Annotated in this window: 18 protein-coding genes; 8 read left to right on the top strand and 10 right to left on the bottom strand. The window is 64.6% G+C overall.

Annotated features, from left to right (window positions below):
* Positions 1 to 8: 8 nt before the first annotated feature.
* The 3 genes from ACOZ4H_RS05550 to ACOZ4H_RS05560 form a co-directional block, all read right to left on the bottom strand.
* On the bottom strand, positions 9 to 1,388 hold the full coding sequence (locus tag ACOZ4H_RS05550) for a hemolysin family protein (protein ID WP_424328358.1): 1,380 nt from the start codon (positions 1,386 to 1,388) through the stop codon (positions 9 to 11).
* A 56-nt stretch (positions 1,389 to 1,444) separates the two neighbouring features.
* The gene (locus ACOZ4H_RS05555) at positions 1,445 to 3,034 is read right to left on the bottom strand and encodes an oleate hydratase (protein WP_424328359.1); all 1,590 of its coding nucleotides are present in this window, start codon (positions 3,032 to 3,034) and stop codon (positions 1,445 to 1,447) included.
* A 119-nt stretch (positions 3,035 to 3,153) separates the two neighbouring features.
* Entirely contained in the window at positions 3,154 to 3,798 is a 645-nt protein-coding gene (locus tag ACOZ4H_RS05560; protein WP_424328360.1) for a helix-turn-helix domain-containing protein, read from the bottom strand.
* Positions 3,799 to 4,260: 462 nt separating this feature from the next.
* Between ACOZ4H_RS05560 and ACOZ4H_RS05565 the strand changes: the two genes are divergently transcribed.
* From ACOZ4H_RS05565 to ACOZ4H_RS05575, 3 genes are all read left to right on the top strand, one after another.
* A complete protein-coding gene (locus ACOZ4H_RS05565; protein ID WP_424328361.1) occupies positions 4,261 to 4,917 on the top strand; it encodes a thioredoxin domain-containing protein in 657 nt (218 codons plus the stop codon).
* Complete coding sequence (locus tag ACOZ4H_RS05570; RefSeq protein WP_424328362.1) at positions 4,914 to 5,513, top strand: hypothetical protein; 600 nt, start codon at positions 4,914 to 4,916, stop codon at positions 5,511 to 5,513. The genes ACOZ4H_RS05565 and ACOZ4H_RS05570 overlap by 4 nt, the downstream gene beginning before the upstream one ends.
* Positions 5,514 to 5,615: 102 nt before the next feature.
* Positions 5,616 to 6,155 (top strand): hypothetical protein, encoded by a 540-nt coding sequence (locus ACOZ4H_RS05575; protein WP_424330341.1) that lies wholly within the window; start codon positions 5,616 to 5,618, stop codon positions 6,153 to 6,155.
* Between the two features lie 137 nt (positions 6,156 to 6,292).
* Here ACOZ4H_RS05575 and ACOZ4H_RS05580 read toward each other — a convergent pair whose 3' ends face one another.
* A complete protein-coding gene (locus tag ACOZ4H_RS05580; RefSeq protein WP_424328363.1) occupies positions 6,293 to 7,480 on the bottom strand; it encodes a redox-regulated ATPase YchF in 1,188 nt (395 codons plus the stop codon).
* A 98-nt stretch (positions 7,481 to 7,578) separates the two neighbouring features.
* Positions 7,579 to 8,076 carry an N-acetyltransferase family protein gene (locus tag ACOZ4H_RS05585; protein ID WP_424328364.1) on the bottom strand — a complete coding sequence of 166 codons (498 nt, stop codon included), beginning with the start codon at positions 8,074 to 8,076 and terminating at the stop codon, positions 7,579 to 7,581.
* A gap of 129 nt (positions 8,077 to 8,205) precedes the next feature.
* On the opposite strand from ACOZ4H_RS05585, the gene trpC reads away from it, so the two are divergent.
* The 4 genes from trpC to ACOZ4H_RS05605 are packed head-to-tail and all read left to right on the top strand — an operon-like array spanning position 8,206 to position 12,039.
* Entirely contained in the window at positions 8,206 to 9,021 is an 816-nt protein-coding gene (gene trpC, locus ACOZ4H_RS05590) for an indole-3-glycerol phosphate synthase (protein WP_424328365.1), read from the top strand.
* Positions 9,018 to 10,328 (top strand): tryptophan synthase subunit beta, encoded by a 1,311-nt coding sequence (gene trpB / locus ACOZ4H_RS05595; RefSeq protein ID WP_424328366.1) that lies wholly within the window; start codon positions 9,018 to 9,020, stop codon positions 10,326 to 10,328. The genes trpC and trpB overlap by 4 nt, the downstream gene beginning before the upstream one ends.
* Entirely contained in the window at positions 10,328 to 11,209 is an 882-nt protein-coding gene (trpA, locus tag ACOZ4H_RS05600) for a tryptophan synthase subunit alpha (RefSeq protein ID WP_424328367.1), read from the top strand. The genes trpB and trpA overlap by 1 nt, the downstream gene beginning before the upstream one ends.
* A 26-nt stretch (positions 11,210 to 11,235) precedes the next feature.
* Positions 11,236 to 12,039, top strand: coding sequence for a 2-amino-3,7-dideoxy-D-threo-hept-6-ulosonate synthase (locus ACOZ4H_RS05605; protein WP_424328368.1), 804 nt, complete (start codon positions 11,236 to 11,238; stop codon positions 12,037 to 12,039).
* Here the strand turns inward: ACOZ4H_RS05605 and ACOZ4H_RS05610 are convergent.
* Positions 12,036 to 13,385 (bottom strand): P-loop NTPase, encoded by a 1,350-nt coding sequence (locus ACOZ4H_RS05610; protein WP_424328369.1) that lies wholly within the window; start codon positions 13,383 to 13,385, stop codon positions 12,036 to 12,038. The genes ACOZ4H_RS05605 and ACOZ4H_RS05610 overlap by 4 nt on opposite strands.
* 252 nt (positions 13,386 to 13,637) lie before the next feature.
* On the opposite strand from ACOZ4H_RS05610, the gene ACOZ4H_RS05615 reads away from it, so the two are divergent.
* Entirely contained in the window at positions 13,638 to 14,804 is a 1,167-nt protein-coding gene (locus ACOZ4H_RS05615) for a 3-dehydroquinate synthase II (protein WP_424328370.1), read from the top strand.
* A gap of 35 nt (positions 14,805 to 14,839) precedes the next feature.
* On the opposite strand, the gene ACOZ4H_RS05620 is transcribed toward ACOZ4H_RS05615, so the two are convergent.
* From ACOZ4H_RS05620 to ACOZ4H_RS05635, 4 genes are all read right to left on the bottom strand, one after another.
* Positions 14,840 to 15,256 (bottom strand): DUF6677 family protein, encoded by a 417-nt coding sequence (locus ACOZ4H_RS05620; protein ID WP_424328371.1) that lies wholly within the window; start codon positions 15,254 to 15,256, stop codon positions 14,840 to 14,842.
* 86 nt (positions 15,257 to 15,342) lie between these two features.
* Positions 15,343 to 16,032, bottom strand: a complete 690-nt coding sequence (locus ACOZ4H_RS05625; protein ID WP_424328372.1) for a type I 3-dehydroquinate dehydratase — start codon at positions 16,030 to 16,032, stop codon at positions 15,343 to 15,345.
* Positions 16,033 to 16,068: 36 nt separating this feature from the next.
* Positions 16,069 to 17,097, bottom strand: a complete 1,029-nt coding sequence (locus ACOZ4H_RS05630; RefSeq protein WP_424328373.1) for a DNA-methyltransferase — start codon at positions 17,095 to 17,097, stop codon at positions 16,069 to 16,071.
* A gap of 120 nt (positions 17,098 to 17,217) precedes the next feature.
* A complete protein-coding gene (locus ACOZ4H_RS05635) occupies positions 17,218 to 18,183 on the bottom strand; it encodes a transcription initiation factor IIB (RefSeq protein ID WP_004591241.1) in 966 nt (321 codons plus the stop codon).
* Positions 18,184 to 18,466: the final 283 nt, after the last annotated feature.

Genomic DNA, 18,466 nt, shown 5'->3' on the forward strand with positions numbered 1-18,466 from the left:
CCGGCCGCTCACTCGGCCGACGGCGAGTCGTCGATATCGCCCTCACTGATTCGGATCGTCGAGATTCGGGTGCCGTCGACGCCTGTCACCTCGAACACGTGTCCGGCCGCCTCGGCGGTGTCGCCGACTTCCGGCGCGCGGTCGAGCTGGCTCAGCACCAGGCCGCCGATGGTTTCGACTGCGTCGCTGTCGAGGTCGACACCGAGGGCCTCACTGACTGTCGACAGCGGGACGCCGCCGTCGGCGTCGTAGCTCCCGTCGCTTTGCTTGCGTATCGCGTGTTCGCGGCCGTCGACGTCGAACTCGTCGCGTAAGTCGCCGACGACGGCCTCGACCACGTCCTCTATCGTCGCGATTCCCTCGAGCGACCCCCATTCGTCGATGACCGCGGCCATCTGCCGGCGGTCTTGCCTGAACTGCAAGAGGAGGTCGTTGATAGCCGTCGTCTCCGGGACGACCGGTATCTCGCGGGCGATGTCGCCGGCAGTCGCGTTCTCGTTACCTTCCTCGCCGGCCCGCAGCACGTCCTTGACGTCGATGAACCCGACGATCTGGTCGCTGTCGTCGGCTTCGACCACCGGATAGCGGGTGTGTCCTTCGTCGAGAACGACTGCCCGGATATCCGACAGCGTGGCGTCGGCCGGCACGCTCACAACGTCGGGTCGCGGGACCATGACCTCCCGGACGACCGTATCGTCGAGGTCGAACACGCTCTCTATCATGGCGACCTCGGACGCGTCGATGTTCCCCTCTTCGCCGGACCGGGCCAGCACCCGCCGTATCTCGCGCTCGCCGAGCGTCTCGTCTGTTTCCGAGGCCGGCGGGACACCAAGCAACTGCGTAAAGGCGTTTGCCGAGCCGTTGAACACGACGATACCAGGATAGAACAGGTAGTAAAACAGCTTCATCGGCGGCGCGAGCAGCAGTGAGAGCCGCTCAGTCTGGGCAATCGCGAACGTCTTCGGCGCGAGTTCGCCGAAGACGACGTGGAGGAACGTGATGATCGTAAATCCGATCGCGAACGCCACGAGGTGGAGGAGGGTCTCCGGCAGTATCGGTGCCAGAACGGGTTCCAGCAGCGCCGCCACGGCGGGCTCACCGACCCACCCCAGACCCAGTGAGGCGAGCGTGATACCGAGCTGGGTCACCGCGAGGTAGTTGTCCAAGTCCGCCATCACTGCCTGGAGCGAGCCCGCACCGGCTTTCCCCTCGTCAGCGAGCTGTTCGACAGAGGTGCCGCGAACGCGAACGAAGGCGAACTCCGCGGCGACGAAAAAGCCGTTCAGTCCCACGAGTACCAGCGCCAAGACGAGCTGTGCCGCCGAGAGCGCGAGGTTTACCATCGCAGCCTCCGGACGGCGAGCGGCGGTGTGTTCATACACACCCATCTCCGTCACCGTACTAAAGTGCTGGAATCTCCGCGCCCGTACCGCCGTCGCCTCCCTCAGCGGTACGCGGCGCGGACAGTGTCCGCGATGACACCGGGCTTCCGGTAGTGTTTGGTCACCGGGGGGACTTCCCGGTCAAGGTCGAGCATCTCGTAGACGGCGGTCATCGCCGACCGAACCGAGTACTCGACGGTGAACACGACGTCCCGCGGCTGTTCGGCGTACTGTCCGAGGAACGCCAGATTGTTCGATCCGTCCGGAACGACCTTGGGCCGGTCACCGGGTTCCCGGGGCTGGAAGTGCGCCGTGATGAACGGCATCATCGCCGGGATGCAGGTCACGTCGTCGAGTAGCTCCGGGAGCCGGTCCTCGCACTGCAGGTGGTAACACAGTTCCCGGAGGATCTCGCGGCCGGTGCACTCGGACATCGGCTTCTCCACGTAGTTCCCCTCGCGGTCCGGGAACAGCGCGTAGCCCCAGAACACCTTCACGTCGTCCGGCTGGTTCGCGAAGTGGGGCTGTGCGGCAACGACCGTCGACAACAGCCAGTTCGACCCGAGGTAGGTGACGAGCCCGTTGCCCGGTTCCTCGTTCGTGAAATCGACGATGTGGTCGAACAGCTCGGTGTTGTGCAGGGTGACGGTGAACGACTCCCATTTCGTCTCCGTGACGTTGTCCGCGAACACCGACGGGTTGCCGAACTGTGGATTGTCCTCGGCGATGGACTTCCACAGCTCCCACGACGCCCCGGTCTCGTTCAGTTCTGGGGCCTCGTCCATTCCGCCGATGGACGAGCCGTCGGTCATCGACCCGTTCGTCACGAACACGAGGTCGGACGGCTCAACTGGGACCGACTCGGTGCCGCTGTCGGTTTCACAGTAGAGCCGCTCGACGGTGCGCCCTGTCCGCGACGGGACGATATCCATATCCGTCACCTCGTGGCCGTACTCGAAGGAGACGCCTCTGTCTTCGAGCCAGCGCCGGAGCGGGAGAATCATCGAGTCGTACTGGTTGTACTTCGTCCGGTCGATGCCCTCCATGGTGTGCAGGCGCGGGAACTCGTGCAGGAACCGGTACATGTACCGCCGGACTTCGGCGACGCTGTGCCACGGCTGGAACGCGAAGATCGTCGCCCAGACGTACCAGAAGTTCGTCTCCAGGAACGACTCGTCGAACCACTCCTCGATGCGCGCGTCACCGAGTCGCGGTTCGGGCGTGAGGAGCAACCGAGCTATCGACTGTCGATGCTGGCGCGTCAGTCCGTACTCGCCCGCGTCGATCCGTTCGCCCTCGTGCATCAGCCGTGTTTTCGCATACGAGGGGTGCGCTTCGTTGAACTCGTCCATCACGTCTTTGACCGACCGCGAGTCGTCTTCGAGCGACGGAATCGTCTCGAAGAGGTCCCACGTGCATTCGTACGTCGGGTAGTTGAACATCCTGCCGCCCCGGATCAGGTAGCCCTCGTCCGGGTCGCCAGCGCCGTCCATCGCGCCACCGACGACGTCCAGCTTTTCGTAGACATGGATGTTTTCGCCGGGCATGTTGCCGTCTCGGACGAGGAACGCCGCGCCAGCGAGGGAGGCAATGCCGCCCCCGACGAAGTGTGCGTCGCGGTCAGTGACGTGTGGGTGCTGGTGGATGGTCATATTGGGTCACCGTCATGTAATGGTACGCAAGTCCCAGCCCTAACCGTTGCCAACATATGTACAGCAATTTATAAGAGAAGGTAGCTCGCCGAAATAGCCGCGCTCCGGCCAGCCTGCTGTCACTGTTCGGAGCTGGCAATCGTGTGGTCGATCAACTGGTCCGTTCCGCGACGGAGGCGCTCCGAAATCGCAGACGTGGTGGCATCGAGTTCCGCCGCGAGTTCCGACAGGTCTGCCTCGCGAGGGACGGCGAAGTATCCCTGTCGGTGGGCTGCCAGTAGCGCCTCTCGCTGCGGGGCGGTGAGTCCGTAGTTGTCGCCGCCGTGCTCCGTCTCGCAGAGCCGATGCGGGCGAAACGTGACACTGCTGGACTGACAGGCGTCCCGGAACGCTTCGAGGTCCGCTCTGTCGGCGAACTGCGTGCTCACTTTCCACCCGGGCTCGGTCACGAGCGCACCCATCGGATACGTCTGCCGGTCGACGAGCCGGGTGTACATCTCGACGTAATCCGTATCGAGAACGACCCGATACCGGGACTCGACGATAGCCGAGTCCATGGCAACAAACTCCACGACCGATTCGTCGCCGAGCAATGCCGATTCGAGGGCATCCGGTTCGACGCCCGTCGCGGAGAACACCAGCGCCGGCTCGTCGGTTGTGCCGGAGACGACGTTGTCGACGATCAGTCGGGTGTTCAGTTCGGCAGCAACCGTACACAGCGGCATATCTGCGGACTGCAACTCGAATTCACAGATGACACTCATGTGTGTTGCTCAGCCGAACAAAATAAAGGCATACTGGGAATTCTCACGCGTCGGAACTGACCGGCGGAGGCGGAGTCGCTTGACGAACGTGGACGATATCTCGACACCGGGTGCGAACTGCATCACTGATCGTACCGGGCCGCGTTGCGGTCGCCACTCAGCACGGGGTGGTCGGTTTGTCGCCGGAGGTATGCCACCGCTATCGAATCGCCGCTACTCGTAAGTCTAACAGGCTTCGGATTGGGCCGTTCTATTGCGCTATGGCTTACTGAGTTGCATCGTCTATACCGGACTGGCCTCGGCACTCATAGGGCTCGTCATCAACGGGGAGTCACCCCGATTCGGCCCTGTGAGTCGTCGTCATCGGCCGGCAGATGCTACCGCCGCCGTCGACAAGACGGTTACTCATCGGAGCCACACAGTAGAACAAACGCTAAACCCGCGCGGGCCGACCGGGCGTATATGAACAGACGCCGCTTTCTGACACTCTCCGGGGCGGGTGTCGTCGGCGCGGTCGCGGGCTGTAGCAGCGATGCGGACACCGGCGAGTCTATCGACGACCACCCGGCGGCCGCAGACCTCGAAGCCCAGCCCCGCCGCGGTGAACTCGGCGGCCACGTCGTTCTGGCGTTCGAAGACCCCTCTTGCCCCACGTGTCGCCGCTTCCACGAGAACACGCTGCCAGACATTCGAGAGAACATCGTGGACACGGGCAAAGGAGCGTATGTCGTCCGGACATACCCAGTCATCTACCCCTGGGGTGAACCGGCGACGCAGGCGCTGGAGTCGACGTTCGCCCGCGACAGCGAGGCGTACTGGTCGCTGTTCGATCACTATTTCGCCGAGCAGTCGTCGTTCGATCCGGACAACGTCCTGGAGCGAACGGCGACGTTTCTCACCGACGAGACCGAGGTAGACGGCGAGGCGGTCGCAAGCGACGCCCGGAACAGGGCACACGACGACGCTGTCCAGGCCGACATCCGGGCGGCCGAGGACGCCGGGTTGGGTGAGACGACGCCGATTATTCTGCTGTTCGAGGACGGCGAGTTCGTGACGAAGGTCAACGGGAGCGTCAGCTACGAACTCATCGCGGAGGCGCTGGGAGAGCGCGACGGATGAGCACCGCAGAAGGGCTCCGCCTGCCGACGACGCGCGGGGACTGGCGGCTCATGGGCCGGACGGTCAGGCTCGTGCTCACGCTGCCGGTCTATGCGGCGGTCGCCGCGATTGCTGCAGTCGTCTCGCTGACGCTGTTCGTCGTCTCGCTGAACGTCCCGTTGGTGCTGGACCTCGTGGTCGGCGGGTCGCTCCCGCTCGCCAGCCGACTGCGCGTGCTCGGGGAACTGTACCCGTTTATCGGCACGTCGTTCAACCCCGCACAGGGGGTCCTGCTGGTCGTCGTCGCCGTCCTCACCGGCGTCGATATCGGCCTGGCGACCTACCACTTCCGCGAGCACGGCCTCGACCTCCAGCAGGGCGGCGCGGGCGTCGCGGGGGTCGTCCTCGGAACGCTCGGCGCGGGCTGTGCGGCCTGCGGATCGGCGGTCCTGCTGGGACTGCTGTCGCTGCTCGGCGTCTCGACCTCGCTGCTGTTTCTGCCCCTCGATGGCCTGGAGTTCGCGCTGTTGGCGCTCGCTGTGTTGACTCTCTCTATCTACTGGCTCGCCGAGGGGATGCGCGGCGGCGAGATCAACGGCTGTCCGGTCGACCTCTGAACGTGTCGCTGGCAGTCGCCTTTCCGACTCCCTCAGGATAGCAGCCGTTCCAGTGGGAGAAAACGTATAGTGTCGTCAGACGAACACCCGTATCGAGAAGGCATGCCCGAGACGGAGTCCCAGGTGACGGCTTCGACGGAGTCCCCCGCCGAGTACGAGCAACTCCACCGGAAGCGGAAAGAGACGGCCGGCACGGTCGAACTGGCCGAGGTCGTCGACGTGTGGGTCGGCGAGAGCGAACTCGTCTGTCGGTTCCAGTTCGACTGGGCGACCGACACGATACAGCGGCGCTACGACCTGGACAGCGACCGCGACATCGCCAAGGTCGAGCGGCTCTGTGAAGCGAACGGCCTGCAGTTCGAGCAGGCCAGTCATTTAGAGGGGTCGCTGGTCGAACTCGAATACACGGGGTCGCAGTGGCTGCCACGGCCGGAAGCCGCATACACCGACGGTGAGGGGTCGGCGGTCGAGACGTTCCGCGCGGAGTGGCGGTTACTGGTGGCTGAACTCGCCCAGTCGCCCGCGTTCCTCCGGCGGGGCATCGAGCGCGTCCGTGGACTATCGACGACGCAACTGATTATCGGCGTCATCCTCGTCAAGAAAGTTGCCATCATCGTGTTGCTGGCGCACCTCCTGCTGTAGTCCGACTGTCGCTGAGTACGAAAACAGCGCCGACAGAGCGCCTGATAGCGACCCGCTCATACTGTCGGCTGTAACTATTTCAAGATATTCGCCACCCCGAGATGGCGAAATCATTCACAGACTTACAGCCGACAGTATCAGTTCGTCGTCGTGATTTCGACCACGTCGCGGTGGTCCAGTTCGGTGTCAGCGCCGATCTGTCGCTCGGTGCGCACGTCGTGAGCGTGGAGGAACCCCTCGCCGATGTCGGTATGCAGGAAGTACGCGAAGTCCTCGGCGGTCGATCCGTCGGGGAGGACGAAACAGTCCTGCAGGAAGGTGCCGTCTTCCTGGGGCTTGCGAGCGCCGGGGAACACGGCGATAGCCCCCAGTTCCTCGAACAGCGCGGTCTCCAGCGCCTGCTGGACGCCGGTGCCGCCGAACTCCGTAACGAAGTCCCGGATCTGTTCCAGCCCCGCGGCCTTCTCCTCGGGGAGGTCCGCCGTTACGGTGAAGTCTTCGTCGCCCGGCCGGTAGTCAAGCACGCCCTGTTCGTTGCCGTTTTTCAGCGCCTTCTCCGCGTGGGCCGAGACGGGGACGAACGTGAGGTGCTCGTACGCCGGGTCCTCGGTGACGGTCTCCCAGTTCGCCTGGGCTTCCGGGGTGTCCATCTTGTTCGCCGCGATGAGCATCGGTTTGGTTCGGATGCGAATCTCCCGGGCCAGGGCCTGTTTGTCCTCGTCGTCCCAGGTGTCGGGGTCGAGTTCCAGGTCCAGGGCGAGCACGACCTGTTTGATCTCGTCGGCGTTGATCTTGAACGCCGACATCTGCTCGGCGAGGTCGTCCTCGATGGCCTTGTCCTCGCCGTGGTAGCCCGAGCGGTAGCGTTCGATGCCTTTCTCCAGAATATCGAGGTACCACATGTCCAGTTCGTCTTCGAGGAAATCGATATCTTCGCGCGGGTCGTGGTCCTCGGTGGGTTCCCCTTCCAGGTCCGTCTCGCCGGTGAAGTCGACGACGTGGACGAGCACGTCGGCCTCGTTGAGGTCCGTGAGGAACTGGTTCCCCAGCCCCTTCCCCTCGTGTGCGCCGGGGACGAGGCCGGCCACGTCCACGAGTTTCGTCGGGACGAACCGGACGCCCTCGGTACAGTAGCCGTGATTCGGGGTGCAGGTGTGATCGAATTCCGGGGCCGCGCAGTCGACGCGGACGTACGCCTCGCCCATCGAGGGGTCGATTGTCGTGAACGGGTACGCGCCCTCGGGCACGTCGTTCATCGTCGCCGCATTGAAAAACGTGGACTTGCCGACAGAGGGCTTGCCGACGAGTCCGATCTTGTAGCTCATTGCACCGATGAAGCGGTTTCAGCGGCTTAAACGCTGTTACACGAGCTACGAGAGCGTGTGAGTCACACACGTACTGTTGGATCGAATCAGGTCGGCGTTTACAATCGCCGCTCGTACACGTTGACCGGGTGTTCCTCTCCGCCGACATCGGTCGTCCGCTCGCCGACCTTCTCGAAGTGGCTCCGGTAGAACGCGTTCCCGACCTCGTTCTCGGCCAGTACCTCGTCGCGGATTTTCCGTACGGAGAGCTCGTGTAAGTGCTGTTCGCCGCGGTGCAGCAGCTCCGTCCCGATACCTTCCCCCCAGTAATCCGGGTGGACGTATATGTCGAGGTCGCCGAAGCCGGTCGCGTCCGTCATCCCACAGCTCATGTACGCCACCACGTCGTCGTCGGCCGTCGAGACGAACAGGCCGACCTCTTCGAGCTCGATCATCTGCTCCAGTAGCGGCGGCGCATACCCCTCTTGGAGGTGCTCCTCCACTGTCTCTGCCCCAAGGATGTCGTCGTACACGGTATGCCACGTGGTCCTGGCGACCCGGCGGATGTCCGCGATATCCACTGATTCAGCCGGTCGGATGGACGTCTGGAACGACATATGTGAACATGTAACGCGATACACCATAGAGCTATTGTCCGCTTGACACCGAGCCGACCGGCCCAGGCACGCTTTCGCCGGGACGAGAGGGGAACTCTTATGTACACTTCTGTACGTTAGTGTTCAGTAATGGACGACAGTGAGGAGATAGACCCAGCGGTTCAGTCGATTCTCGACGCGGCGCGGGAGCGCGGTGGCGGCGACGACCGGGTGTCGGTGTCGCCCCGGTCGCTGTCGGACGCCTTCGACGCGGCGGCGGCCGACGGGCGAACGCCGGTCATCGCCGAAATCAAGCCCACGAGCCCGACCGCGGACGGCGAGCGGTCCGACGACCCGGTCGACCTCGCAACCCGGATGGTCGAGGGCGGCGCGGCGGCGCTGTCGGTGCTGACCGAACCGGACCACTTCGGCGGATCGGCGACGACGCTCGAACGGGTACGAGATGCCGTCGACGTGCCCGTCCTGCGGAAGGACTTCATCCTCCACGAGGAGCAACTGGACGTCGTCGAAGCGGACGTCGTCCTGCTCATCGTCCGCTTTCTCGAGGCCGAGGGGACCGACGACCTGGCGGACCTGCTCGCGGCGGCGCGCGACCGTGGCTTCCAGGTCCTCGTCGAGGCCCACACCGCGGCGGAGGTCGAGACGGCGCTGGAGGCGGGCGCGGACATCGTCGGCGTCAACAACCGCGACCTCGCCGAACTCGACGTCGACCTCGGCACGTTCGAGTCCGTCGCCCCCGAGGTCCCCGAGAGCGTCACGCTCATTGCGGAAAGCGGCATACAGACACCAGACGACGTCACGCGGATGCGCGACGCCGGCGCGGACGCCCTGCTGATCGGCTCGGCGATCATGGACCACGACGCGGCGACGGACGTGGAAGCGAACACGCGGCGACTAACAGATGCAGACACTGATGCGGTTGAAACGACGACTACAGACACATGAGTACTGACGACGCACACGACCCCAAGTTCGGCGAGTACGGTGGACAGTACGTGCCCGAGGCGCTGATGCCAGCTATCGAGGAGCTGACAGACGCCTACCAGCGGTACGTGCTCGAAAACGAGGACGGCTTCATGGACGAGTTCCGGGAGCGGCTGGCCGACTTCGGCGGCCGACCGACGCCCCTACAGTACGCGGACCAGCTCTCGGCCCGGTACGACACGGACGTGTATCTCAAGCGCGAGGACCTGCTCCACGGCGGCGCGCACAAGCTCAACAACGCGCTGGGCCAGGTGTTGCTGGCGAAGTACATGGGCAAGGAGCGCATCATCGCCGAGACCGGGGCCGGCCAGCACGGCACGGCGACGGCGATGGCGGCGGCCCACCTCGACATGCCCTGCGAGATCTACATGGGCGAGACCGACATCGCGCGCCAGCGCCCCAACGTGTTCCGGATGCGCATCAACGGCTCCGAAGTGAATCCGGTGACGGTCGGCCGCGGCACGCTGAAGGAGGCCATCTCCGAGACGATGCGGGACTGGGCGACCACCGTCGAGAACACCCACTACGTCATCGGGAGCATCGTCGGGCCGCACCCGTTCCCGAAGATGGTTCGGGACTTCCAGGCGGTCATCTCCGAGGAGGCCCGCGAGCAGGCCATCGAGAAGACCGGCGGGCTGCCCGATTCGGTCCTCGCCTGCGCCGGCGGCGGGTCGAACACGATGGGCACGTTTGCCCATTTCGTCGACGATGACGGGGAGCCACGCTCCCCGGAACAGTCGAGCGGCGACGAGCCGCGAGACCGTGTCGACCTCTACGCCGTCGAGGCCGGCGGCTCCTCGCTGCAGGTCGACGAGGAGGAGGGCGTCGCGCCCAACTCCGCCACCCTCTCGACCGGCGACGAGGGCGTGCTCCATGGCGCGCGCACGAAGCTCCTGCAGGACTCGGACGGCCAGATCATGGAATCCCACTCCGTGTCCGCGGGGCTGGACTACGCCGGCGTCGGGCCGGAACTGGCCCACCTGGTCGACGAGGACCGCGTCACGCCGGTCAACGTCGACGACGACGCCGCGCTGGAGGCGTTCCACCGACTCTCCCAGGACGAGGGTATCATCCCGGCCCTGGAGACGGCCCACGCCTTCGGCTATCTCGAAGAGCACCACGACGAGGTCGGTGACACCGTCATCGTCAACGTCTCCGGCCGCGGCGACAAGGACCTCGAAACGGTCATCGAGGAGACCAGCAAGCGCGACCTCGACATCGCGCCGGACATGTCCATCTTCGAGCGGGTTGGCGGAGGTGGCCTCTGATGGGCCTCGAACGCGCCTTCGCCGACGAGCCCGCCTTCGTCCCCTACCTCGCGGCCGGCGACCCGAGCTACGAGGCGTCGCTTTCATACGTCGAGGCGCTGGCCCGCGGCGGGGCAGATGTCATCGAACTCGGCCTGCCGTTCTCCGAGCCCATCGCCGAGGGCAAGACCATCCAGAACGCCATCGTCCGCTCGCTCGAAGCCGGGATGACGCCCGACCGCTTCTTCGAGTTCGTCGAGGACCTCGACGTCGACGTGCCGCTGGTGTGTATGACCTACTACAACCTCATCTACCAGTACGGTGAGGGTGATAGCGAGTCGCGAAGCGACTCGGAAAACGCGAGCGGTGAAACCGCGAGACAGGGACCCCGGCCGTTCGTCGAGAAGGCCGCCGCGGTCGGCATCGAGGGCCTCGTCGTTCCGGACCTCCCCGCCGAGGAGGCTGCCCCGCTCCGCCGGGCTTGCGACGAGTTCGGTCTCGACCTGGTGTTCATCGTCGCGCCGACGACGAAAGGCGACCGACTCGAACGGATGCTCGAACAGGTGTCGGGCTACGTGTACGTCCAGGCGCGCCTGGGCGTCACCGGCGCGCGCGAGGACGTGGACGACGCCACCGAGGAATCGTTGGCCCGGCTGTCCGACTGGGACGTGCCCAAGGCCGTCGGGTTCGGCATCAAGACGGGCGACCACGCCGAACGCATCGTCAACGCCGGAGCCGACGGTGTTATCGTCGGCTCCGCGCTGGTCGATATCGTGGCCGAGGGTCACGAGAACGGCGACCCAGTCGACGAAGTGGCTGACCGGCTCGAAGCGAAGGCTCGCGAGCTCAAAGACGGCGCGCTCCGGGGGGCGTCAGAACGACCGCAACCGGAACGCACATAATCGTACTTGCCACACTGTCTCATATCATGACTGCAGGAAAACGCGCACGACTCGAACGCATCGGGACAGACGACACATACGTCATCGTCCCGATGGACCACGGCATCACAATGGGGGCCGTAAAGGGCCTCAAAGACATCGAATCAACTATCGACGCGGTCACCAGCGGCGGCGCGGACGCCGTCCTCACCCAGCGAGGCATCGCCGGGCGCGTCCATCCGAACAAGAACGACGCGGGCTACATCACGCATCTCAACGGTTCTACCACCATCGGCCCGGACGAGCAGGACAAGCGGACCACGGGGACGGTCAAGGACGCCATCCGCGCCGGGGCCGACGCCGTCTCGTTCCACATCAACGTCGGCAGCCAGTACGAACCCGAACAGATCGAGGAGCTCTCGGAACTGACGACCGAGGCCAGCCAGTACGGCCTGCCGGTACTGGCGATGGCCTACGCCCGCGGCCCCGACATCGACTCCGAGAACGAGGACTACAACAAGTCCGTCGGCCACGCCGTCCGACTGGCCGAGGAACTGGGCGCGGATATCGTCAAGACCGGCTACACCGGCTCCGCCGAAACCTTCCAGCACGTCGTCGAGTCCACGTCGCTGCCGGTGGTTATCGCCGGCGGCTCGAAGGGCACCGACGAAGAGACCGTCCGAATGGTCCGGGGGACGATGGACGCCGGGGCCTCCGGCGTCTCGATGGGACGCTCTATCTTCCAGCACGACGAACCGGAGAAGATTGCCCGTGCCGTCTCAGCCGTCGTCCACGACGACGCCACCACCGAGGAGGCGCTCCGAGAGGCTGGACTGGCTGTCGAGGCCTAGAGGCCAAACAGCGACCGCACTCGCGCGCCGAGACCGTCAGGATCGCCGCCGTCACTGGTGGTCTCGGAATCGCTTTCGCTTGGAGAGTCTGACGGCGAGTCGGTTGCCGAGTCAGTGTCGTGCATCGGTGGGTCGGCATCTTGGGCTGAGCTTCCGGTTTCGGACTGCGGTGTATCTGCATCTCGGGCCTGACCGTCAGTATCGGACTGCGGCGTGTCACCGGTCGGCTCCGGCGTATCATCCCGTTCCGGCCTGCTGGACAGTGCTGACTGGGATTCGACCAGCTCAGTGCCGTCAATTATCGAGGCGGTTCCGGCTTCATCCTCGGAGTCCGATAGCTGGGACTCTGCGGCGGGGGAGTCGTCGGCATCGGCCGATTCAGCCGCGTCATCCACCGGTCGGTCGACACCGTCTTTCTGACCGGCCGGCGACGGGCCGATCAGGTCGCCGTCGTCAGTGACTGCGTCCGGGGAGTGGATTTTCCGGCCCCCGTCAGTTGTTCCGACAGACTCGGCTGGCCGCTCCTGTGCTCGCTGCTCCGTTCGCCGAGGCGTCGGCACCGTGTCTTCCGAGGTGGGTGGGTCCGCCGGAGTGTTCACACTCGCTGTAGAATCAGTCGACGCCTTTTCGGTATCGACGAGCTGCTCCGAGATCCGCTCGTAGGCGATCGCAGCGCCGCTGCTGGGCGCGTTCTGAACGACCGGCGTGCCGCCGTCCTGTGAATGCGGAACGGCGTCGTCTTCCGGGACGTGTCCGAGCAGTTCGACGTCGAGGAACTCCGCGATCTCGTCGGCACCCGGCGACGCTCCCGTCCCGGATTTCGTGAGGATGAGGCCCCGAACCGGCGCGTCGACTCGCTCGGCGAGCTCTTTCGTGTTCGAAACGTTCCGGATCGACGCCACCCGCGGTGTCGAAATGAGCAACACGTCGTCGGCGAGCTGGAGCGGCCGAATCGTCTCCTCGCTCAATCCCGCCGGCGTATCCAACAGGACGACGTCGTGGTGCCACCGGAGGGTTTCGACGATGTCGGGAAGCCGGTCGAGGTCAGTGTCCGCGTAGCCTTCGAGCGTGGTCCCGCTCGGAACAATTGATAGGTCTACGTCGGTTTCGTACATCGCGTCTGTTACTGACGCGTCGCCAGCGAGCACGTCGTGAAACGTGGTGTCCTCGTCGGTGTCAACGTCCACATCGAGAAAATCGACGAGGTTCGCCATCGCGAGGTCCATCTCCACGACGACGGTCGAGTAGCCAGCCTCCGCCAGCAGCGTGCCGAGGTTGATGCTAGACGTCGTTTTTCCGACCCCCCCTTTCGCCCCGGCGATTGTATAAACGTGGTTGGTAACCATCTGTAATTGGAAAGTATTATGCAGTCTAACAGTTTGTAATATTCATTGATAAGTCTGCTGGCCAACATTTAATTACGATAATTGGGCACAGATAAATAACAATCGTCGTAGTACGCGGTCACTACATTCAGGAAATCCAATGGATATCGCCCCTGCGATACGCATATGGCGTCTCGCCCCGGATTGTCTGGCAGCCGACAGACCGACCCGGGTTCCGCCACGTTCAAGCCCCGCCGTTGCGGACGTGGGCGTATGACTCGAAGCGTCTGGCTCAAAGCCGACAGCGAGGTCGGCGATTGGGAGACACGGAAACGCCGGATAACCGCCGGTATCGAGGCCGGCGTCGACTGGGTACTGGTCGACGAGGAAGACGTCGACCGCGTCTCGGAACTCGGCGAGATAAATATCGCCGCGTTCACCAACGGCGACGTCCACGTGATGGAGGCCGAGGCCGAGGAGTCACAGGCCGACGCCACCATCGTCGGAAAAGACGGCGAAGGCGACGGCACGGTCGACCTCCCGTCCGACTTCTCCGGTTCCGCGGACCTCTCGACGCTCCGGCAGAACGGGGCCGCCCCCGACGGCGGCTACGTCCGAATCTTCGACGAGGACTACGAGGCGTTCGCCGAAGCGGTCGCCGCCGAAGCCGACTTCACTATCGTCATCGGCGAGAATTGGCAGATCATTCCGCTCGAAAACCTCATCGCCCGCGTCGGCGAGGAGACGGATCTCATCGCCGGCGTCAGAACCGCCGAGGACGCCCGGACGGCCTACGAGACGCTGGAACTCGGCGCCGACGGCGTCCTGCTGGACACCGACGACGTAGACGAGATACGCAAGACGGTCGAGGTCCGCGACGAGATGGGGCGAGAATCGCTCGACCTCGAGTACGCCGAGGTCACCGCCGTCGAGCAGACCGGCTCCGCCGACCGCGTCTGCATCGACACGGGCAGTCTGATGGAACACGACGAGGGGATGCTCGTCGGCTCGATGGCCCGCGGACTCTTCTTCGTCCACGCTGAGACGGCGGAGTCACCCTACGTCGCCTCCCGGCCGTTCCGGGTCAACGCCGGCGCGGTCCACGCCTACGTCCGAACACCTGACGGCGGCACGAAGTACCTCTCGGAACTCCAGTCCGGCGACGAGGTCCAGATCGTCGATGCGAACGGCCGGACCCGCGAGGCCATCGTCGGCCGTGCGAAGATCGAGAAGCGCCCGATGTTCCGCGTGCAGGCCGAAACCGAGGACGGCGACCGCATCGAGACGCTGCTCCAGAACGCCGAGACGATCAAGGTCCACACCCAGGACGGGCGAACCGCCGTCACGGACCTCGAGCCCGGCGACGAGATCCTGATCTACCACGAGGACACGGCGACGCACTTCGGCGAGCGGATCGAAGAAAGTATCATCGAAAAGTAAGCCGATTCGGTTCGGGGTCGACCGCAGCCTGAAGATTACTGCTGGTCCGCCTCGACCGGTTCCAGTTGCGTCGTACACCAGTGACAGAAGTCGATGTCCTGGTCGAGTTCCTTGCCGCAGTTCGGACACGTCGTGCCGGATTCGACTTCCCGTGTCTGGTTCTCGTTGACGGCGACCCAGTAGGCGTCGACGACGTTGAGCGTCGTAATCACGACCGAACCGATTGTCACCTCGGTGGGTCTGGACTGATACGACGACGAGATAGCCTCTATGCTTAGCTGGGTCACGGGGTCGATAGCGCCAGTGACGACGAACAACACTGACAGCGCGAACAACAGCCCGAGCCACAGCAGTCCCCGCACCCACTTACGGAGGTAGAAGTGTCCCAACCCAGGGAAGATGAACGCAAGCACCACGGCCAGTAACGGCCGCTTGCGTCCTGTGTCAGTCATACTCCGCGAATGCGTCTCGCATACCCCTATATCTTCCGAAGGATCACTGTCCGGAGGAAAACCCCGCGACGGGCGCACGCCGGCAATCAGGCGTCGCTCTGTAGCTGTCCGACCAGCCTCCGGAGCGTCGCGAGGTCGTACTGGCCCGGCGCAGTCGCGTCAGCGGGGTCGACCGGTGCATAGCCGATACAGGAGCCGTATAGCGGGGCGACGGCCCTGGAGTGGCGACCGGCTGAGCCCATACACATCGTGGCGACCTGCTCGCCTCCGGCAGTCAGTTCGCGGGTCGCTCCGAGCATCGCCAGCACGTCGTCCGGCGACTGGGCCGTGCTTGCCATCTTCCCTACGTCGCCGTGACCGCAGGCCCGTTCGAGGCGATCCACGATCGCCTCGCGGTCGGGTGTCGACTCGAAGTTGTGCGTCGAGACGACCACCGATGCGTCGTGGTCGCGGGCAACGTCGGCAACACGGCTGGCGTCGTGGTCGCCGGCCCCCTCCAGCGCCGCGAGTTCGAGGTCGACGGCTGTCACGGCGTCGTGTTCGAGCGCGGTTTCCAGCACATCGAGGCGGCGTGCGGTGTCGGCGGCCTCGCCGCCCTCCCACGTCGGCCGGTTGGTGACGAGTATCGGGAGGTCGCCGCTGTATGTGTCCAGTTGTGCCAGCGGTTCGTCGGCGAAGTCCATCCGGAGTTCCAGCCCGTCGGCATCGGCGCGGGCGGCCGGCTCCACCCCGAGGCCGTCGGTGGCCGCCAGCAGGGTGAACGACTCGAAGTCCATACGCCGGCTTCGGCGAAGCCGCACAAAAACCCGTGCTTACTCGACCGGCTCGTGGACGGCCCGAAAGCCGTCATCAGTCGATGTCACGGCTTCGACCGCGTAGAACTGAATCCGTTGCTCCTGTTTCGTGTTGACGGCGAAGTCGTACTGCTCGGCCTCGTAACCCGGTTCCTTGCCCTCGGCCCGTCGCTGCTCGACCCACGAGCGGTGGTCGGCGAGGCGGTCACGGGCGATGGTCCGGGAGCGTTCCGGGGCGGTGGCGACCCGGTCTTCCAGCGCCGACAGCAGGTCCGGGTCGCGGTCCACCCCGACCGAGTTCCGGCCCGCGACCATCGACGCCAGCGTCGTCGTCCCGGTGCCGAGAAACGGGTCGAGCACGGTGTCGCCGTACACCGAGAACATCGAGATGAGTCGGTACGGCACGGTCAGCGGGAAGGCACCCGAACGGTCTCGGAGCCCGTCGTCGAGGTCCTGTGTCTCGCCGGGAAGTTCCCAGAGGTCGGAGAACCACTCATTGCGCTCCTCCCAGAAGTACGCGCTCTCGTAGCGGCGGTCAGCACCGGGTTCGAGACGGCGGCGCTCCCCGTTGCGGAACACGAGGATGTGTTCGTGTTCCAGCGTCGGGTAGGCGTTGGGTGGGACCATCCCCGAACCCATGAACTTCGCGCCGCTGTTGGTCGGTTTGCGCCACAGGATATCGGGCAGCGCACGCAACCCGTGGTCGGTCAGCCGGTCGGTTATCTCGGCGTGGTTGGGATAGGAGCGGAACCCGTCCGAAAGCGACCGCGTCGCGTCCCCGACGTTGATACAGGCGATGCCGCCAGGGACGAGCACGCGCTCTATCTCCGCCCACACCGAATCGAGGACGTCGTGCATCAGCGTGAACGCCCGGTCGCCGTCGCCGCGGTCCAGGGCCTCACCGATGTCGGGGTCCAGTTCGGTGAAGATGTCGTCCCACATCTCGATCATCGGATACGGGGGGGACGTGACCACCAGTTCGACGCTGTCGTCGGGACAGTCGAGCGTGCGGGCGTCACCGGTTCGAACCCGGTGTGTCGTCTCCATACCGGTCCCAGCGGATGAGACGACTCTAGTCTTGCGGTTGTCGGTCGGGAGACATCCCACTGGGCGGCTGATACGTGAAAAAATCTCTTCTCGTCGCCCCCTATTCACGCCTGGGCGGGCTTATGCGACTGGAAGGTCCTGTTCGGCTTCCAGCAGTTCGTGGTAGCGGTTGCGGATGGTGACCTCGGAGATGTCGGCCACCTCGGACACCGCGGCCTGCGTCGTTTTCTCGTTGGTCAGCAGGGCAGCGGCGTACACCGCGGCGGCAGCGAGGCCGACTGGCGACTTCCCGGAGTGGACACCCTGCTCTTTGGCGTTCTGGAGGAGCTGGCGGGCGCGGTGCTCGGCCTCGTCGGACAGTTCCAGCGAGGAGGCAAAGCGCGGGACGTAGCTCTCGGGGTCGGCGGGGCGAACCTCGAGCGAGAGTTCGCGGACGACGTAGCGGTAGGTGCGGGCGATCTCGCTCTTCTCGACGCGGGAGACCTCGGTGATTTCGTCGAGGCTCCGCGGGACGCCGGCCTGCCGCGCGGCGGCGTAAACGGAGGCCGTCGAGACACCCTCGATGGAGCGCCCGGGCAGCAGATCCTCGTCCAGTGCGCGGCGGTAGATGACGCTGGCCGTCTCGCGGACGTTTTCAGGCAGGCCAAGCGCGGACGCCATCCGGTCGATCTCACCGAGGGCCTGCTTGAGGTTGCGTTCCTTGGAGTCCCGAGTTCTAAAGCGCTCGTTCCACTTGCGCAGGCGTTGCATCTTCTGGCGCTGTTTGCCCGACAGGGAGTTGCCGTAGGCGTCCTTGTCGCGCCAGTCGATGTTGGTCGAGAGCCCCTTGTCGTGCATCATGTTCGTCGTCGGCGCGCCAACGCGGGACTTCTCGTCTTTCTCGCTGGAGTCGAAGGCACGCCACTCGGGGCCGCGGTCGATTTCGTCGGATTCGACGACCAGGCCACAGTCCTCACAGACCGTTTCGCCGTGTTCGTCGTCGATAACGAGCGAGCCACTGCACTCCGGGCACGCTGTGCTCTCCGATTCCGTCGACTCCGTCGTCTGTTCCTCACGCTGCTGTCGCGTCCGTGTGTGTTCACTCATTGGTTGCGAAGGCGGGTGCTCACCGGGCGAGAGACATCACAGAACCCGGAGGCAGTCGGTAACACTGTATTCGAACGAAAGTTATTAAAATATTCCGGTATTGTGATAGAGACCGCCGATACACGTCACGAAACCCACGTTTGTGCATTAGTCGCATGACCATTCATATAACCGAAATCGGATATTTCTCCGGTGGCAACCTGGGTATCGAATAAAACGGGTCGTTCGGTGGCCGTTACTATCGGAATTCTGACGGCTGCAAAACGGGTGACAGCACGGATTG

This window comes from Haloarcula amylolytica (assembly GCF_049705545.1).
GTDB classification, from domain to species: Archaea; Halobacteriota; Halobacteria; order Halobacteriales; family Haloarculaceae; genus Haloarcula; species Haloarcula amylolytica_B.

What these genes read in the sequence shown, in the direction of transcription:
- ACOZ4H_RS05550 (WP_424328358.1), bottom strand. Translation starts at nt 1,388, where the DNA reads ATGGGTGTGTATGAACACACCGCCGCTCGCCGTCCGGAGGCTGCGATG.
- ACOZ4H_RS05555 (WP_424328359.1), bottom strand. Translation starts at nt 3,034, where the DNA reads ATGACCATCCACCAGCACCCACACGTCACTGACCGCGACGCACACTTC.
- ACOZ4H_RS05560 (WP_424328360.1), bottom strand. Translation starts at nt 3,798, where the DNA reads ATGAGTGTCATCTGTGAATTCGAGTTGCAGTCCGCAGATATGCCGCTG.
- ACOZ4H_RS05565 (WP_424328361.1), top strand. Translation starts at nt 4,261, where the DNA reads ATGAACAGACGCCGCTTTCTGACACTCTCCGGGGCGGGTGTCGTCGGC.
- ACOZ4H_RS05570 (WP_424328362.1), top strand. Translation starts at nt 4,914, where the DNA reads ATGAGCACCGCAGAAGGGCTCCGCCTGCCGACGACGCGCGGGGACTGG.
- ACOZ4H_RS05575 (WP_424330341.1), top strand. Translation starts at nt 5,616, where the DNA reads ATGCCCGAGACGGAGTCCCAGGTGACGGCTTCGACGGAGTCCCCCGCC.
- ACOZ4H_RS05580 (WP_424328363.1), bottom strand. Translation starts at nt 7,480, where the DNA reads ATGAGCTACAAGATCGGACTCGTCGGCAAGCCCTCTGTCGGCAAGTCC.
- ACOZ4H_RS05585 (WP_424328364.1), bottom strand. Translation starts at nt 8,076, where the DNA reads ATGTCGTTCCAGACGTCCATCCGACCGGCTGAATCAGTGGATATCGCG.
- trpC (WP_424328365.1), top strand. Translation starts at nt 8,206, where the DNA reads ATGGACGACAGTGAGGAGATAGACCCAGCGGTTCAGTCGATTCTCGAC.
- trpB (WP_424328366.1), top strand. Translation starts at nt 9,018, where the DNA reads ATGAGTACTGACGACGCACACGACCCCAAGTTCGGCGAGTACGGTGGA.
- trpA (WP_424328367.1), top strand. Translation starts at nt 10,328, where the DNA reads ATGGGCCTCGAACGCGCCTTCGCCGACGAGCCCGCCTTCGTCCCCTAC.
- ACOZ4H_RS05605 (WP_424328368.1), top strand. Translation starts at nt 11,236, where the DNA reads ATGACTGCAGGAAAACGCGCACGACTCGAACGCATCGGGACAGACGAC.
- ACOZ4H_RS05610 (WP_424328369.1), bottom strand. Translation starts at nt 13,385, where the DNA reads ATGGTTACCAACCACGTTTATACAATCGCCGGGGCGAAAGGGGGGGTC.
- ACOZ4H_RS05615 (WP_424328370.1), top strand. Translation starts at nt 13,638, where the DNA reads ATGACTCGAAGCGTCTGGCTCAAAGCCGACAGCGAGGTCGGCGATTGG.
- ACOZ4H_RS05620 (WP_424328371.1), bottom strand. Translation starts at nt 15,256, where the DNA reads ATGACTGACACAGGACGCAAGCGGCCGTTACTGGCCGTGGTGCTTGCG.
- ACOZ4H_RS05625 (WP_424328372.1), bottom strand. Translation starts at nt 16,032, where the DNA reads ATGGACTTCGAGTCGTTCACCCTGCTGGCGGCCACCGACGGCCTCGGG.
- ACOZ4H_RS05630 (WP_424328373.1), bottom strand. Translation starts at nt 17,097, where the DNA reads ATGGAGACGACACACCGGGTTCGAACCGGTGACGCCCGCACGCTCGAC.
- ACOZ4H_RS05635 (WP_004591241.1), bottom strand. Translation starts at nt 18,183, where the DNA reads ATGAGTGAACACACACGGACGCGACAGCAGCGTGAGGAACAGACGACG.